At 65.2% G+C, this 14,626-nt stretch carries 12 protein-coding genes; 11 read left to right on the forward strand and 1 reads right to left on the reverse strand.

Annotated elements, in window-relative coordinates:
- Positions 1-5: 5 nt before the first annotated feature.
- Positions 6-404 carry an ABC transporter ATPase gene (locus tag NVS32_RS04505; RefSeq protein WP_258498871.1) on the reverse strand — a complete coding sequence of 133 codons (399 nt, stop codon included), beginning with the start codon at positions 402-404 and terminating at the stop codon, positions 6-8.
- A gap of 161 nt (positions 405-565) precedes the next feature.
- On the opposite strand from NVS32_RS04505, the gene NVS32_RS04510 reads away from it, so the two are divergent.
- From NVS32_RS04510 to NVS32_RS04560, 11 genes are all read left to right on the forward strand, one after another.
- Positions 566-2,158, forward strand: a complete 1,593-nt coding sequence (locus tag NVS32_RS04510; protein WP_258498872.1) for a PucR family transcriptional regulator — start codon at positions 566-568, stop codon at positions 2,156-2,158.
- 121 nt (positions 2,159-2,279) lie between these two features.
- On the forward strand, positions 2,280-3,257 hold the full coding sequence (locus tag NVS32_RS04515) for a flavodoxin family protein (RefSeq protein ID WP_258498873.1): 978 nt from the start codon (positions 2,280-2,282) through the stop codon (positions 3,255-3,257).
- 173 nt (positions 3,258-3,430) lie between these two features.
- On the forward strand, positions 3,431-4,954 hold the full coding sequence (locus tag NVS32_RS04520) for an FAD-dependent oxidoreductase (RefSeq protein ID WP_258498874.1): 1,524 nt from the start codon (positions 3,431-3,433) through the stop codon (positions 4,952-4,954).
- An 89-nt stretch (positions 4,955-5,043) separates the two neighbouring features.
- Positions 5,044-7,191, forward strand: coding sequence for an FAD-dependent oxidoreductase (locus NVS32_RS04525; protein ID WP_258498875.1), 2,148 nt, complete (start codon positions 5,044-5,046; stop codon positions 7,189-7,191).
- The gene (locus tag NVS32_RS04530) at positions 7,188-8,252 is read left to right on the forward strand and encodes an NADH-ubiquinone oxidoreductase-F iron-sulfur binding region domain-containing protein (protein ID WP_258498876.1); all 1,065 of its coding nucleotides are present in this window, start codon (positions 7,188-7,190) and stop codon (positions 8,250-8,252) included. Before NVS32_RS04525 ends, NVS32_RS04530 begins: the two co-directional genes overlap by 4 nt.
- A gap of 634 nt (positions 8,253-8,886) precedes the next feature.
- The gene (locus NVS32_RS04535; RefSeq protein ID WP_118077944.1) at positions 8,887-9,243 is read left to right on the forward strand and encodes a (2Fe-2S)-binding protein; all 357 of its coding nucleotides are present in this window, start codon (positions 8,887-8,889) and stop codon (positions 9,241-9,243) included.
- The gene (locus tag NVS32_RS04540; RefSeq protein ID WP_258498877.1) at positions 9,240-10,874 is read left to right on the forward strand and encodes an FAD-dependent oxidoreductase; all 1,635 of its coding nucleotides are present in this window, start codon (positions 9,240-9,242) and stop codon (positions 10,872-10,874) included. Before NVS32_RS04535 ends, NVS32_RS04540 begins: the two co-directional genes overlap by 4 nt.
- Before the next feature lie 11 nt (positions 10,875-10,885).
- Entirely contained in the window at positions 10,886-11,218 is a 333-nt protein-coding gene (locus tag NVS32_RS04545; protein WP_118077940.1) for a (2Fe-2S)-binding protein, read from the forward strand.
- Positions 11,208-12,338, forward strand: a complete 1,131-nt coding sequence (locus NVS32_RS04550; protein WP_258498878.1) for an NAD(P)/FAD-dependent oxidoreductase — start codon at positions 11,208-11,210, stop codon at positions 12,336-12,338. The genes NVS32_RS04545 and NVS32_RS04550 overlap by 11 nt, the downstream gene beginning before the upstream one ends.
- A gap of 37 nt (positions 12,339-12,375) precedes the next feature.
- Positions 12,376-13,503, forward strand: a complete 1,128-nt coding sequence (locus NVS32_RS04555) for an ornithine cyclodeaminase family protein (RefSeq protein WP_258498879.1) — start codon at positions 12,376-12,378, stop codon at positions 13,501-13,503.
- 174 nt (positions 13,504-13,677) lie between these two features.
- A complete protein-coding gene (locus NVS32_RS04560; protein WP_258498880.1) occupies positions 13,678-14,520 on the forward strand; it encodes a helix-turn-helix domain-containing protein in 843 nt (280 codons plus the stop codon).
- The last annotated feature ends 106 nt before the right edge of the window (positions 14,521-14,626 follow it).

Raw genomic sequence — 14,626 nt, forward strand, 5'->3', positions numbered from 1 at the left:
CCGCGCTAGTGCTTGGAGGGGATTTTGAAGAGGACGACCGAGGTCACATAGCCGATAAGAACGAGCTGCAGGTAGGTCTGGCTCCATGCGGCGAGCATCTGCGCGGGACCAACCTGCGTCACCGCCTCGGTGAGCGAGATGATGGTGACGAAGATCAGGTTCTCAATGAAGATGGCGGCGTACGGCCGTGCCGCCTTTCCGTCAAGGCCCTTGGTGAGCGACCGAGAGATGCTCACCGTGGGGATGAGTAGCTGCGCCACGACGTTTGTCGTGAACGCCACGCAGGTGTAGGGGTACCACGTTCCCCACGCCATGGGCGCGCCCGCAAGCAGCGTCGCGCTCGTGTTGATGACAAGGGCAAGCACGATGTCGTTGACAAGTGTCCTGATGTTCCATTCGCACATGGGCAGGCCTTTCGGTCTTCTCGGTAACGGGGTCTCTTCGCGATAGTCCATATGCAAGCGTACGGCCCCGCCCATCCGTCTCCCATGGAACGCGCACCAAAATAGACGCGCGGAGAAGTTACTATGTTTGTGCACGAGCACAGCGCCAGCGGAGGGTACAGATGAGGCTTCGGACCGTCCTTAACGAGCTGCCCATAACGGGCTCATACATCCACGATGAGGACCTTCTCGAGTGGGACCTCATTGTCTCTCCCAGCTGGAACGTGGGGTCAAAGGGCGTTGTGTGCCTAGGCTCCATGGCGGACTACCTGCAAAACGATGCCCCGCAGACCACCGACGGCATCCTTCTTGTCTACGTGCAGGGCGTGCTTGACGAGGAGTACCACAAGCCCCCGCGCAACGTGGTCTTTGTCACCGGAGAGGTCTCGCCGAGCGACTTCCAGGAGGCCTTCATGCGCCTGGTGCTCAAGAGCGGTGAACTTGCTGTGAGAAGGGAGGATCTCTTCCGCTGCTACCTGGACTCCTATGACCTCAGGCAGTTTGCCAGGCGCGCTTCCGAGGTCATTGGCAACCCCGTTGTGATCACGAACACCGACCGCAAGGTGCTTGCCACGGCGGGCGAGATTCCCAGTGACCGGCCGGATATCGCAGCGACGGTCGAGAGTGGCTACGTCTCGCAGTCGGTCGAGGATCACCTGGCGGAGTCGGGCATCCTGAGCTCTGTGAGAAGCTCCCGGCACTCGATCATCACCACAAACGTGGCCGACGACCTGCGCTGCGTGACCTCGATCATCTACCACCACCGCCTGGAGATGGGCCGCTTTGACGCGTTCGAGGTGACGCACGAGGTCACGGGCATCGACCTGGAGCTCATCGACTTCGCAACCTCGCTCGCCGGCCTCATGATCGACCGGCTGGGCGTTGCCGGCAAGCGCGTGGACATGGGTTCCTCCGTCCTCGCCGACGTGCTTTCCGGCAAGTTCGAGGACAGGGACGCCGTTCGTGAGCACCTCCGCATCGCTGACGTCCCGCTCGACTGCAACTACGTGCTGCTGCGCGTGGTTGGGCAACCAGGCGCAGGTCACGACTACTATGCGCGCGTGGGCCAGCTTGTGGGCGATGCCCTTGCCGGCAGCGTCTGGACCAACTTTGGGTCTGCGGTCGTCGTGCTCGTCTCGCTGGGGGAGGCAACCGAGGCGGGCTTTGCGGACTACGAGTCCTGCGAGCGCAGGATCTTGAGGGACAGGAAGTTCATGGGCGCGCTCGAGCACAACGACATGCGCGCCTTTGTGAGCGAGCCCTTCTCCGACGTTATGGAGGTGCGCGCCAGGCTCAAGCAGTGCATCCTGCTCGACGAGGCGGACGTCCTGGAGAGGTCTTCTCGCCAGCGCGTGGTCTTCTTCTGGGAGCACCGCTTCCAGGTGGTTGCCTCTGTGTTCAAGGGGCTTGGCTACTCCGACATGCTCCTCGACAAGCGCGTGGTTGCCATGGCCCGCTACGACCGCGAGCACGGGAGCTCGTATTTGGAGACGGCTGTGATGTCGGTGCGCTTCCCGGGAAGCCCCGCCGAGGCAGCGGAGGCCCTGAGCGTGCACAGGAACACCTACTTCTACCGTGTGAACAAGATCGGTGAGCTCTTCAAGCTCGACCTCAAGGACGGCGACGACCGCCTGGCGCTCTCGTTCACGGCACGCGTCCTGGAGGCGCTCGGCGAGAACGTGGTGGACGCCGGTGTCCTTCCCGAGACAAGCTGAGGGCATTTCTCGGCCAATCTTCTATGCAATTGCACAGCATCTCCGGCGATAGGCTTCTGCCATCGGAAGGGCCGCGGCGCGGGGGCGTGGCGGCGAAGCCATGACGGAAGGCTGGTGCTCCATGACAAAGGTTTTGGGCGTCTCGTTTGGAACCAAGAACGGCAACAACGACAGCATCTGCAAGGAAGCGCTGATGGGTGCCGTCGAAGAGGGCTGCGAGGTCGAGTTCATCCGCGCGATGGACCTCAACATCAAGCACTGCACGGGCTGCATCACCTGCGTGAAGATGCTCATGAGCGGCCAGGGCAACATGTGCATCCACAAGGACGACTTTGACTGGCTGTTCTTCAAGATGGCCGAGGCAGACGGCATCATCATGTGCGACCCCATCTTCGAGACGGGCGCCTCGGGCCTCTTCCACACCATCATGGACCGCTTTGGGCCGCGCATGGATACCGGCAACAACGTGATCGCCACCCAGATTGCCGAGAAGATCGCGGCTGAGGGCGGCAAGTCCAAGGCCCCCGACCCGCGCATCATCTGCCCGGGCAAGCCGGTATCCTACATTGGCATTGGCGGCTCCGACTGGGGCACGCACGTCCAGCCCGACCACGCCATCCAGTCGATGACCCCCACCTGGAAGGTCATCGACAACGAGTGGGTGCCCTGGTCCAAGCGCGCCCTTCTCGACGACAAGGTCGTTGCCCGTGCGCACCAGATTGGCGTGAACCTCGCCCGTGCTGCCAAAGATCCCGAGCACGCCACCTACCAGGGTGCGGAGGGTGTCTGCCCGCACTGCCACGCAAACGACTTCTACCTGGTCCCCGGCACGGACAAGGCCATCTGCTCTGTCTGTGGCCTCGAGGGCCACGTGAGCGTGGTGGACGACAAGATCAAGGTCGAGTACCGCCACGACGAGTGCTACGACGAGCGTGGTCTCTTCCGCGCGCACGACACCGCAGAGGGCAAGCAGATCCACGGCGAGGACATCGGCCGTATGGAGGGTGAGCTTGCCCAGCTCCAGAAGGGCGACGAGTACAAGAACCGCGTCGCCAAGTACAAGGCGTTCATCCAGCCCACGATGCCCCCGAGGGACTAGTTCCTCTCGCCGGGCTCCTTTCTTGCGGCACCGCGCACCGCGCACAGTTTTGTGCCGTGCGAGGTGCCGTTCTTTTGTACGAGCGCACATAGCCCGGATGGGCTGGTGCTGCGACATTACTAACAGTACGAGATACACAAAGCGTCTTGTTGTCCCAACTCTGGAGGTATGACATGGCCAAGCAGCTTGAAACGGATGTCGTTGTTGTTGCGGCGGGTCTCTCGGGACTCGCAGCGGCAATCTCTGCGGCAGAGAACGGCGCGAGCGTCATCGCGCTGGAGAAGGCATCCAACACCGGCGGTGCCGCCAACATGGGCATGGGCCCCTGCGCGGCCGGCTCGCCCGTGCAGAAGGCCTCGATGATCGAGGTCACACCCGGCGAGCTCTTCCGCCGCCACATGTTCTACACCCACTACCAGGTTGATCCCCGCCTTGTGCGCGCGTACTACTTCAAGAGCGGCGACACCATCCAGTGGCTCATGGACATGGGCGTCAAGTTCAACTCCGTGCGCCCGGCGTTTCGCGCCCGCGAGCGCACCCGCGCCTACGCAGACGGCGAGTACACCTGGCACGTTGTCCAGCCCGAGGATGGCTCCGAGCCCGGCCCTCGCGCTGCTACCACGATGACCAAGCGAATGACCGAGCGCGCGCAGGCGCTGGGCGTCGAGTTCATGTTCGAGACCCCTGGCAAGGAGCTCATCACCAACGATGAGGGCGCTGTCACGGGCGTGAAGGCCGTTGACAAGAACGGCGAGGAGGTCGAGATCTCCTCCAAGGCGGTCATCGTGGCCACGGGCGGCTTTGGTGCCAACGCCAAGATGATTAAGGACTACATTGGCCTTGACTGGGGCAAGAACCTCTACTCCTTCGCCGTGCCCGGCATGGACGGCGACGGCTTCAACATGTGCCACAAGGTGGGCGCCGGCCACACCCCCGTGACCATGGAGATGATGTACCAGCTCCCCGACAACATGAACCACTTCTACGTTGAGGGCGGCTTCCGCCAGCCCTGCTACTGGTGCGACCGCAACGGCGAGCGCTTCATGCCCGAGGACGACATCTTCAACACCACCTTCGTGGGCAACGCGATCAACCACCTGCCCGGCAAGGTTGGCTTCTCGATCTTTGACTCCAAGATGCTCAAGCACTGGAAGAAGGACGGCCCCGATATCGTCTCCCACGTCCACCCCAAGGACCTCTACCAGGGCTTCGAGGAGCAGTTCGCCCGCGACGAGGACACCTACCTCGACGGCGATGGCAACCACGTAATCGCCAAGGCAGACACGCTCGAGGAGCTTGCCGAGAAGATTGGCATCGACCCCGAGGGCCTCGTCAAGAACGTTGAGGAGTACAACGCCATGTGCGCCGAGGGCTGGGACTCGCTCTTCGAGAAGGAGCGCGAGTTCATGATGCCGCTCGAGAACGGCCCCTTCTACGCCTGCCGCCAGTACGTTGGCGCCTACGGCACGCTGGGTGGCGTCCTCATCAACCAGCGCATGGAGGTCATGACCGACGAGTACAAGACCATCCCCGGCCTGTACTGCGTGGGCACCGATGCCTGCACCATCTACGGTGACTCCTACAACTACTCCATCCCCGGCAACACCATGGGCTTCTGCCTCAACTCCGGCCGCATCGCCGGCGAGAACGCTGCTGCCCTCTCGATGGAGTCCGCGTCGGACGACGAGTGGGACTAGCACCTACTAGCTCGTGACTGGTTGCGCCCCGCTGCGTCTGCGGCGGGGCGCGCCGTCTTGAGAGACCATCATTGCCATTGGAGAGGGACATGATGAAGCTGACCATTGACGGAAGCGAGGTCGAGGCCGCAGAGGGCACGTCGGTGCTCGACGCTGCGCTCGATGCGGGTATCTTCATCCCGCACCTCTGCAAGCACCCAGACCTTGAGGCCGTGGGTGGCTGCAGGCTCTGCGCGGTCGAGGTGAACGGCTCCGGCCACGCCGTCCCCGCCTGCAAGACCCAGGTTGAGGAGGGCATGGTTGTTGACTCCCACGCCGCCAGCGCCGACCACGTGCGCAGGATGGCTATGGAGCTCATTCTCGCCACCCACCCCTCGGACTGCACCGGCTGCCCCAAGTACGGTGTCTGCGAGCTGCAGTCCATGTACCAGTATCTGGGAGTCTCACCGGCGCGCTGGCGCTGCCGCGCCCGCACCGTTCCAACGGACGACTCCAACCCGCTCATCACCCACATGTTCACGCGCTGCGTGCGTTGCGGCCGCTGTGTGCGTGCCTGCCGCGAGCTGCGCGGCGTTGGGGTTCTCGACTATCAGCGCACCGAGGACGGCGTGCGCATTGGCATCGACGGGGGCGTCTCGCTCGAGGAGGCGGGCTGCCGCTTCTGCGGGGCCTGTGTTGAGGTGTGCCCCACCGGTTCGATCGTGGATGTCCTGGGCCTCAACAAACCCGAGCGCAGTCGCGAGGACAACGTGGTGCCGTGTCGCTCCGGCTGCCCCGCGCACATCGACATCCCGCGCTACCTGCGCCACGTGAAGGCGGGGGAGTGGGAGAAGGCTACGGCCGTCGTGCGTGAGAAGGTGTCGTTCCCCGAGACCCTGGGTTCCATCTGCACGCACAACTGCCAGGGCGAGTGCAAGCGCAACCAGCTGGAGGGTCCGCTCTCCATCTGCAGGCTCAAGCGAGCTGCCGCCGTGCGCGACACGGGCGAGTGGAAGTCCCGCGTGCGCCACGAGCCGCTTACGGGCAAGCGCGTGGCCATCGTGGGCGCCGGCCCCGCTGGCCTCACCGCGGCGTACTACCTGGCAGAGAAGGGCCATGCGGTCACGGTCTTCGAGGCTGAGGAACGCCCCGGCGGTCAGCTTCGCTACGGCATCCCCGCCTACCGCCTGCCCGACGAGGTTCTCGATCATGAGATTTCGACCATCCTCGAGGTCGCTCAGGGCACCGACGAGAAGCCCCGCATCGAGCTGTGCTGCGGCGAGCGTCTGAAGGACGTCAAGTCGCTTCTCGCCAGCTATGACGCGGTGCTGGTGACCGTGGGCACCTTCGACGGCACGGTGCTTCCCGTGAAGGGGCACGATCTTGCCGGTGTCATCCGCAACACCGACTTCCTCAAGGCCGCCCGCAAGGGCAACCCCATCGAGGTCAAGGGCCATGTGGTGGTTCTCGGCGGCGGAAACGTTGCCTACGACTGCGCCCGCACCGCCGTGCGCCTGGGTGCCACGAGCGTGGACGTTGCCTGCCTCGAGGCCGAGGCCGTCATGACCTCCACCCCCGAGGAGCGCGAGGAGGCTGCCGAGGAGGGCGTGGTCCTGCACGACGCCTACGCCTTCACGTCCATCAACGAGTCCGAGGAGGGCTCGGGCAAGGTTGGCTCCATCACGATCAACAAAATCGCCAAGTTCTACTTTGACGAGAACCACCGCGCCGTGACCGAGCTCGTCGAGGGCGGAGAGCTCACGCTTCCCGCCGACTACGTGATCTTTGCCGTTGGCCAGAAGCCCGAGGACACGCGCGACATGGGCCTCGAGCTCACGCACGGGCCGTACGTGGTGGCAGACGCGGATCACCGCACGAGCGAGGAGGGCATCTTTGCCGCCGGTGACGCCGTGACGGGCACCAAGTCCGTGATCGGCGCCATCGAGGGTGGCCGCGAGGCGGCACAGTCCATCGACCGCTATCTGGGCGGCGACGGCGACATCTCCGAGGTCCTTCTCGACGCCGACGTCCCCGAGCAGCACATCGGCCGTCCGGGCGAGCACTTCTACGACGCGCCGCTGGAGCCCAAGATTGCCCCCGCAGCCGAGCGCCGCGACAACTTCAAGCAGTACGAGTGCCCCTTCGCCGAGTCCGAGGCGGAGCGCGAGGCAAGCCGTTGTCTCCAGTGCGATCTGCGCCTGACCCTCGAGCGTCCGAAGCTGTGGAACGAGTACCCGCAAAGGAGCGCAACACGATGACTCTCGTCAACTTCATGCCGCTCGACCGCTCGCACCCCGTTGCGCTCGAGCTGCTCCGTTTGAATCTGGGGGAGGCCGCGCAGCGCGTGGCGGCAGAGGACGTGCGCCTGCTTGTGCCCGCCTCTGCCACGGACGTTGTCACCGCGCTTCCCGAGGGAAGTTTTGTCACAGCGGACGACTCCTTTGGCTTTGTCTACGCCAACGACACCGCTGCCGCGCGTGTTCTTGTGGGCGAGAAGCCCCTGCCTTCTGCCGTGAGCGGAACCACCGCAGGCGTGGACCCGCTCGTGTCCGGTGAGGAGTGGCTCTGCGGCAGCGAGCGCAAGGTGGTCTACGTGGGCGACGCCCGTGTAGAGAGCGCCGCACAGACCACGGTCGCCGAGCTTCTCGGCGCCGCAGGCGTTGGCACTGACGATGTCAAGGCCGTTTACCTGGGCTATCCTACGTGCTCCTTCGTGGTGCCCGCGCACTTTGGCGATGCCGTCACCCTTGCCTGCGACGAGGTTCGCGTGATTGGCGCTGGTGACTGTGCCGTCGACGCGGTGCGCGAGATCCTCGACGGCTTCCACCGCGAGTGCTGCGGCAGGTGTGTCTTTGGCAACGAGGGCGGCCACCAGCTCTGCGCGATTCTCGCTGACGCTTGCGCCGGTAAGGGGCAAGATGCTGACCTCGACCTTATCCGCGACCTTGCGCCCACGATGGCCGAGCAGGCGCTCTGCGAGGTTGGCCAGCGCATGGCCCACGTTGCTGCCCAGGCGCTCGACCTCTTTGGTGACGAGTTTGAGGCGCACGTATCGCGTCACCAGTGCCCGGCGGGGACCTGCCGCGCGCTGGTCACCTACCATATCCTCGTCTCGCGCTGCACTGGCTGCGGGGAGTGCCTGGATGCGTGCGAGGAGGACGCCATCGAGGGCAAGGCGGGGTTTGTCCACGTGATAGACCAGCGCGCCTGCGTGCGTTGCGGCAAGTGCCTGGACGCGTGCCCCAAGGGCGCCGTTGTGACGGCTGGGCTCAAGAAGCCCAAGACGCCGCCGCATCCCATTCCCTGTCGCGTGCACTAGGTTTAGTGTCCGAACTGCGTTTGCCCTTTGTGGCCCGTCGCCGCGCGACGGGCCCTTTTCATCGCTGTATTCGCCAGGTTCGCCACACATTCGGCGCTCGATTGTGTTGCGACCTGCGCGGGATACACATTCGGGTGCGAATGTGTTGCGGTGCACCATGCGTTTTGAGCGGATGCGGGCCTCCCCGCGGGATCCCGTGCATGAAAATCGACATTGACGGCCCAAATTCGGGGTTCCGCTTAGTATCACCCCACGGGTGCCATTTATCTACCTGCGGTTCCGCAAAAAGTTAGAGTTCTCGTACTCGGCGATTCGCCCAAAATGGGCCGTCAATGTCGATTTTTGTGCAGACAGGCCACGAGGAGAGACCCCCGATGGCCCAAAAAGCTTCGTCCCACCGGCGGCGCGCCCAAAGCGCCCCACTGGCAGCGCGCCCAACGCGGTCGGTGCCCTCCAATTGCTAACGGCCGCGTGCCGTCATGTTTCAGGCGTGCGAAACCCCCGTTACCATGCTCGTTTGGTTCCGATTCTTACAAGACCCAGCGAATCCTCCCACGTAAAACGGTACGCGTGGGGCAGGGGAGCCCCGGAGAGAGCGGGCGGAGACCCGCAGAGAGTTTGGGGAAGTGATCGCATGGGAACGCGCTTCGATGAGCACCCGATCCTCGGGACAACCGAGAGGGGGCGCCTGGTCAGCTTCACCTACGACGGGAAGACGCTCCAGGGCTACGAGGGCGAGCCAGTCGCCGTTGCCCTGAGCGCAGCCGGCGTCAAGGTGCACCGCTACACCGCCAAGCGCCACGAGCCGCGCGGCATCTTCTGCGCCATCGGCCGCTGCACCGACTGCGTGATGGTGGTCGACGGCGTGCCCAATGTGCGCACCTGCATGACACCCCTGGTGGAGGGCATGCGCGTCCAGACGCAGTACGGCGCCACTGCGACGCCCTTCGACGACATAGTCACTGCAGACGAGAAGGGAGGCACGCGATGAACCGCACCGACATTATCGTCGTTGGAGCAGGCCCGGCCGGCATGTCCGCCGCAATCGAGGCCGCAAAGCGCGGCGCCCACGTGACCGTCTTCGACGAGAACTCCCGCCCCGGCGGCCAGCTCTTTAAGCAGATCCACAAGTTCTTCGGCTCTAAGGAGCACCACGCCAAGATCCGCGGCTTCGTGATTGGCGAGGAGCTCATGGAGGAGGCCGCGCGCTTGGGCGTCGACGTTCGCCTTGACTCCACGGTCATCGGCCTCTACCAGGACAAGGAGGTCGTCGTCCGCGAGGGCGAGGAGGTCTCCCACCACAAGGCCGACGCCATCGTCATTGCCACCGGCGCCGCCGAGAACATGGTGACCTTCGAGGGCTGGACCCTCCCCGGCGTCATTGGCGCCGGCGCCGCCCAGACCATGATGAACCTCCACGGCGTGCGTCCCGGCGAGCGCGTGCTCATGCTCGGCACGGGCAACGTTGGCCTGGTCGTGAGCTACCAGCTCAAGCAGGCCGGCTGCGACGTGGTGGCACTCGTCGACGCGGCGCCCCGCGTGGGCGGCTACGGCGTGCACGCGGCGAAGGTTGCCCGCACCGGCGTGCCCTTCTACCTCTCGCACACCATCAAGCGCGCCGAAGGCACCGACCACGTGACCGGCGTCACCATCGCCCAGGTGGACAGCCACTTCCAGTTTGTCCCCGGCACCGAGAAGCACTTTGACGTCGACACCATCTGCGTGGCCGTTGGCCTCTCGCCCATGTCCCAGCTCTTCAAGATGGACGGTTGCAAGGTCGTGGACGACCGCAAGAAGGGCGGCCAGGTCCCCGTGGTGGACGACCTCGGCGAGACGAGCACCCCGGGCATCTTTGCCGCAGGCGACGTCTCGGGCATCGAGGAGGCGTCCTCGGCCATGATCGAGGGCCGCATCGCGGGACTTGCCGCGGCCGAGTACCTGGGCTTCATTGACAAGGACGAGATGGACAAGGCCGTGGTGGCCAACGACGCCGCCCTGGACGGCCTGCGCCAGGGCATGTTCGCTCCCAAGAATCGTGGCAAGCTTGTGACCACCACCGAGGAGGGCATCCCCGTCTCCCAGAGCCTGCTCGAGCACGGCTACGTGGCCGATGACGAGATTGCCCGCTTCCCCGGCGTCACCCGCCGCGTGGGAATCCACCCCGTGATCGAGTGCACGCAGAACATCCCCTGCAACCCCTGCCAGGACGCGTGCCCCAAGCACTGCATCAAGGTGGGTGACCACATCACGCAGCTCCCCGCTGTCGAGGCCAACTCCGCCTGCATTGGCTGCGGCATGTGCGTTGCCTCCTGCCCCGGCCAGGCTATCTTCCTGGTGGACGAGAAGGACGAGGAGGGCTTTGCCGACGTCACCCTCCCGTACGAGTTCCTGCCCGTGCCCGCCAAGGGTGAGCGGGGCGTGGCGCTGGGCCGCGACGGCTCGCCCGTCTGCGAGGCCGAGGTTGTCTCCGTGCGCCAGACGCGCGCCTTCGACCACACCGCGCTTCTTACCATGCGCGTGCCTGCGGACATGGCCATGCGCGCGAGGTTCTTCCGAGCTGGATCCGCAGGTGCCGCCGCGAACGAGACAAGCGCTGCCGCAGCCACCGCGGCGGCAGAGTAGGGGGTGCCACGATGAAGGAGATCTGCGACCGCACGCGCGACCTCGGGCCCTTCGAGCCCAAGCCGGGCGATGACCAGATTGTGTGCCGCTGCGAGGAGGTCACGCAGGGCGAGATCCGCCGCGCGGTGCACGATGGCCTTTTCACCATCGCCGAGATCCGCCGCTACCTGCGTTGCGGCATGGGCCTCTGCCAGGGGCAGACCTGCTCGCGCCTGGTCAAGGGCATTGTCGCCCGCGAGCTGGGCGTCTCGCCCGACGAGCTGGAGCCCGCAAGCTCCCGCGCGCCCATGCGTCCCATCGAGATGAGCGTGTTCGCGAAGGAGGCTGAGCGAGATGAGCGATAAGACCTCTGATGTCATTGTTGTTGGCGCCGGCATCATCGGCTGCGCCACGGCCTACTACCTTGCCAAGAAGGGTGTCTCGGTCACCATCCTCGAGGCGGACGAGGTCATTGGCAACGGCGGCTCCACCAGGAACGGCGGCGGCGTGCGCCAGTCCGGCCGAGACCCGCGCGAGCTCCCGCTTGCGATGTACGCCGTGAAGAACCTCTGGCCCACGCTCTCCGAGGAACTTGGCGCCGACGTCGAGTACTGCCAGGGCGGCAACCTCCGCCTGGGCAAGACCGAGCGCCACCTGGAGATCCTGCGCGGTCTTCGCGACAAGGCCGTGGCTCTTGGCCTTGACATGCGCATGATCGACGGCGACGAGGTCCGCGCCATCAACCCGTACCTCTCCGAGGAGGTCATCGGGGCGTCCTGGTGCCCCACGGACGGCCACGCCAACCCCCTTAAGGCGACCTACGCCTACTACACCGCGGCACGCCGCCTGGGCGCGCGCTTCTACTCCGGCTGCCCCGTGCTCGAGCTCCGCAAGGTCAAGGGCGAGCTTCGCCAGGTCGTGACGCCCGAGGGGACCTTCGAGGCGGGCTCCGTGGTGGTCGCCGCGGGCTATGACTCCCGCAAGATCCTGAACACCGTGGGCATCGACGTTCCCATGTCCAACGTGCTCATCGAGGCGCTGGTCACCGAGATGGAGCCGCCCATGTTCAAGCAGATGCTCGGCACCGCCGACGCCGACTTCTACGGCCACCAGACGAGCCACGGCTCCTTCGTCTTTGGCGGAGACTCCGGCTTCGAGACGGTGAACGAGGACAACGGCCACGATCGCACCACCTCCGTCACGGCTCCCGCCATCTGCCGCGGCATCCTGCGCTACATCCCCAAGCTCGCCAACGCAAAGATCGTGCGCACCTGGGCCGGCTTCGAGGACGTCTGCATCGACGGCGTGCCAGTGCTGGGCCCCGTGGACGAGGTCCCCGGCCTGGTGGTTGCCTGCGCCTTCACCGGCCACGGCTTTGGCATCTCTCCCATCGTGGGCACGCTGCTTGCCGAGTCCGCGCTCGGCGAACCCACGACGCTCGACATCTCCGCATTCCGCTACGACCGCTTTGCCGCCCGCGCCTAGGCGCCCCGAACCAGCCTCCTCCGAGAAAGGAACCGCAATGGACACCAAGATCGACTTCCTGTACCTGAGCGAGCCCGACATGATCGCCGCCGGCGTGAAGGACATGCCCGCCTGCGTCGACTGCATGGAGGACCTTCTCGTCACCCTGGCCAAGGGCGATTACGTGATGGGCGGCGAGAACCACAACTCGCACGGTTGCATGATCATGTTCCCGGACGACCCCAAGTTTCCTGGCATGCCCAAGAACGGCGAGGACCGGCGCTTCATGGCCATGCCTGCCTACCTGGGCGGACGCTACCAAATGGCCGGCATGAAGTGGTATGGCTCCAACATGGACAACAAGGCAAAGGGGCTTCCGCGCTCCATCCTCATGATGATGCTCAACGACAAGGACACCGGCGCCCCTCTCGCCCTCATGTCCGCGAACCTGGTCTCTGCCTACCGCACGGGCGGCATCCCCGGTGTGGGCGCGCGCTACCTTGCCCGCAAGGATGCCAAGGTCGCGGCCATCGTGGGGCCTGGCGTTATGGGCAAGACCTCCGCTGCCGCCTTCGTGGCGGCGTGCCCCACGCTCGATACCATCAAGATCAAGGGCCGCGGCAAGCGCTCGCTCGACTCCTTCGTGTCCTTCGTGAAGGCGGAGCTCCCACAGATCAAGAGCGTCGAGGTCTGCGACACGATCAAGGAGGTCTGCCGCGACGCCGACATCGTCTCGTTTACCACGACCGTGGCCGACGACATATCCACCTTCCCCAAGGTCGAGGGTTCCTGGATCAAGCCCGGCGCGCTCATCTCCATGCCCTCCGCCGCCCTGTTTGACGAGGAGTTCATGCTTTCGAGCAAGCTCGTGGTTGACAACATGGGCCTCTACGACGCCTGGGAGGAGGAGTACCCGTACCCCACCTATCCCAAGATGGGCATCATCGGCTGCGCCTTCACTGACCTCGTGCACGAGGGCAAGATCGAGCGTACCGACATCGTGAACATTGCCGACATCATCACCGGCGAGGTCCCTGGCCGCACCTCCGACGACCAGACAATCATCTACTCCGTGGGCGGCATGCCCGTCGAGGACATCGCCTGGGGCGGAACGGTCTACAGAAACGCCGTCGAGAAGGGCATCGGCGTGAAGCTCAACCTCTGGGATACCCCGGAGATGGCGTAGGGCGTGCGGCCGGTTACGGGGCGCCTTGCGGCCACGTGCTTGCAACAGCCTCGTAACCGGCATTGCAATCTCCCGCAAAGCTTGGCTAGTACCGTTGTTCTCATACCAAGAAGCCAAGCAACCGGGAAGGCGAGGCCTCTTGTCCGAAACTCGGGGGTAGCCATGGGCGTGGAAATGACGAGAAGCACGAAGGCTCCGGCCGGCGTCCTGCAGCCGTACCTGCCGCTCACGGTGGAGAACTACGTGGAGCGTCGCCTCTCGTCGCCCGCGGCTGAGCTCGTCTATGCGTTTCGCTCTGCCGGCGCAGGCGCCTGCCCCTTTGCCGTTCCAGATGGCTGCGTCGACCTGGCATTTGGCATTGGGCCCACGGACGTGCTCGTGACCATGGGCGGAACGGTCCTCACGGCCAAGGGCTGGGACTTCTCGGGCGAGCGCGAGTGGGTGGGCTGCCGCTTCCGTCCGGGCGAGGCCGTGCTGCCTGCGGGCATCTGCCCGGCGGACCTGGTTGACGCGGACATCGAGCTTGACCCCGCCGATTGCGACGGGCGCCTGGTCGATGCCCTGTACCAGGCGTCGGACGCCTCTGCCCGCATGGATGTGCTCACGCACGCGCTCCTCTCGCACGAGGCGGCACGGGGCTTCTCGACACACGCCGGGTCTCGCTCGGTGCGGGCCCTCGAGCGCTATGTTCGCGAGCAAATCCTTGCCGCGGGCGGCGCCGCGTCCGTCGCGGCCCTGGCCAAGGAGGCGGGCGTCTCCACGCGCTACCTGCGTCGGGTTTTCGTGGAGGTCCACGGGATCTCTCCCAAGCAGTTCTCGCGCTTCGTGCGTTTCCAGCGAGCGATGGGGCTCATCGCCCGCGAAGACGACGCCGCGCAGGCCCAGGCGCTGGCACTCTCCTGCGGCTACAGCGACCAGTCGCACCTGGTCCACGAGTTCGACGAGCTCGCGGGCGTGGCGCCGGGGAAGCTCCGCCGGATGCTCAGGGATTCTCGCCAGTTGACCTGCACCTCTTAGCCAATGGGGCTGCTTGTCAGCCCTGCGCATACCACTATCAGCGTATCAAGGGGATGGGGGCCCAAGGTCCCGGATGAGGCGGGCGCGCGCCCGTTGCAAGGAGGCT

Source organism: Tractidigestivibacter montrealensis (assembly GCF_024741235.1).
Taxonomy (GTDB): domain Bacteria; phylum Actinomycetota; class Coriobacteriia; order Coriobacteriales; family Atopobiaceae; genus Tractidigestivibacter; species Tractidigestivibacter montrealensis.

Bases quoted from the DNA above. Each gene is read 5' to 3' on its own strand.
- NVS32_RS04525 (WP_258498875.1), top strand. From the start codon at position 5,044: ATGATGAAGCTGACCATTGACGGAAGCGAGGTCGAGGCCGCAGAGGGC.
- NVS32_RS04530 (WP_258498876.1), top strand. From the start codon at position 7,188: ATGACTCTCGTCAACTTCATGCCGCTCGACCGCTCGCACCCCGTTGCG.
- NVS32_RS04545 (WP_118077940.1), top strand. From the start codon at position 10,886: ATGAAGGAGATCTGCGACCGCACGCGCGACCTCGGGCCCTTCGAGCCC.
- NVS32_RS04540 (WP_258498877.1), top strand. From the start codon at position 9,240: ATGAACCGCACCGACATTATCGTCGTTGGAGCAGGCCCGGCCGGCATG.
- NVS32_RS04510 (WP_258498872.1), top strand. From the start codon at position 566: ATGAGGCTTCGGACCGTCCTTAACGAGCTGCCCATAACGGGCTCATAC.
- NVS32_RS04560 (WP_258498880.1), top strand. From the start codon at position 13,678: ATGACGAGAAGCACGAAGGCTCCGGCCGGCGTCCTGCAGCCGTACCTG.
- NVS32_RS04550 (WP_258498878.1), top strand. From the start codon at position 11,208: ATGAGCGATAAGACCTCTGATGTCATTGTTGTTGGCGCCGGCATCATC.
- NVS32_RS04555 (WP_258498879.1), top strand. From the start codon at position 12,376: ATGGACACCAAGATCGACTTCCTGTACCTGAGCGAGCCCGACATGATC.
- NVS32_RS04515 (WP_258498873.1), top strand. From the start codon at position 2,280: ATGACAAAGGTTTTGGGCGTCTCGTTTGGAACCAAGAACGGCAACAAC.
- NVS32_RS04505 (WP_258498871.1), bottom strand. From the start codon at position 404: ATGTGCGAATGGAACATCAGGACACTTGTCAACGACATCGTGCTTGCC.
- NVS32_RS04520 (WP_258498874.1), top strand. From the start codon at position 3,431: ATGGCCAAGCAGCTTGAAACGGATGTCGTTGTTGTTGCGGCGGGTCTC.
- NVS32_RS04535 (WP_118077944.1), top strand. From the start codon at position 8,887: ATGGGAACGCGCTTCGATGAGCACCCGATCCTCGGGACAACCGAGAGG.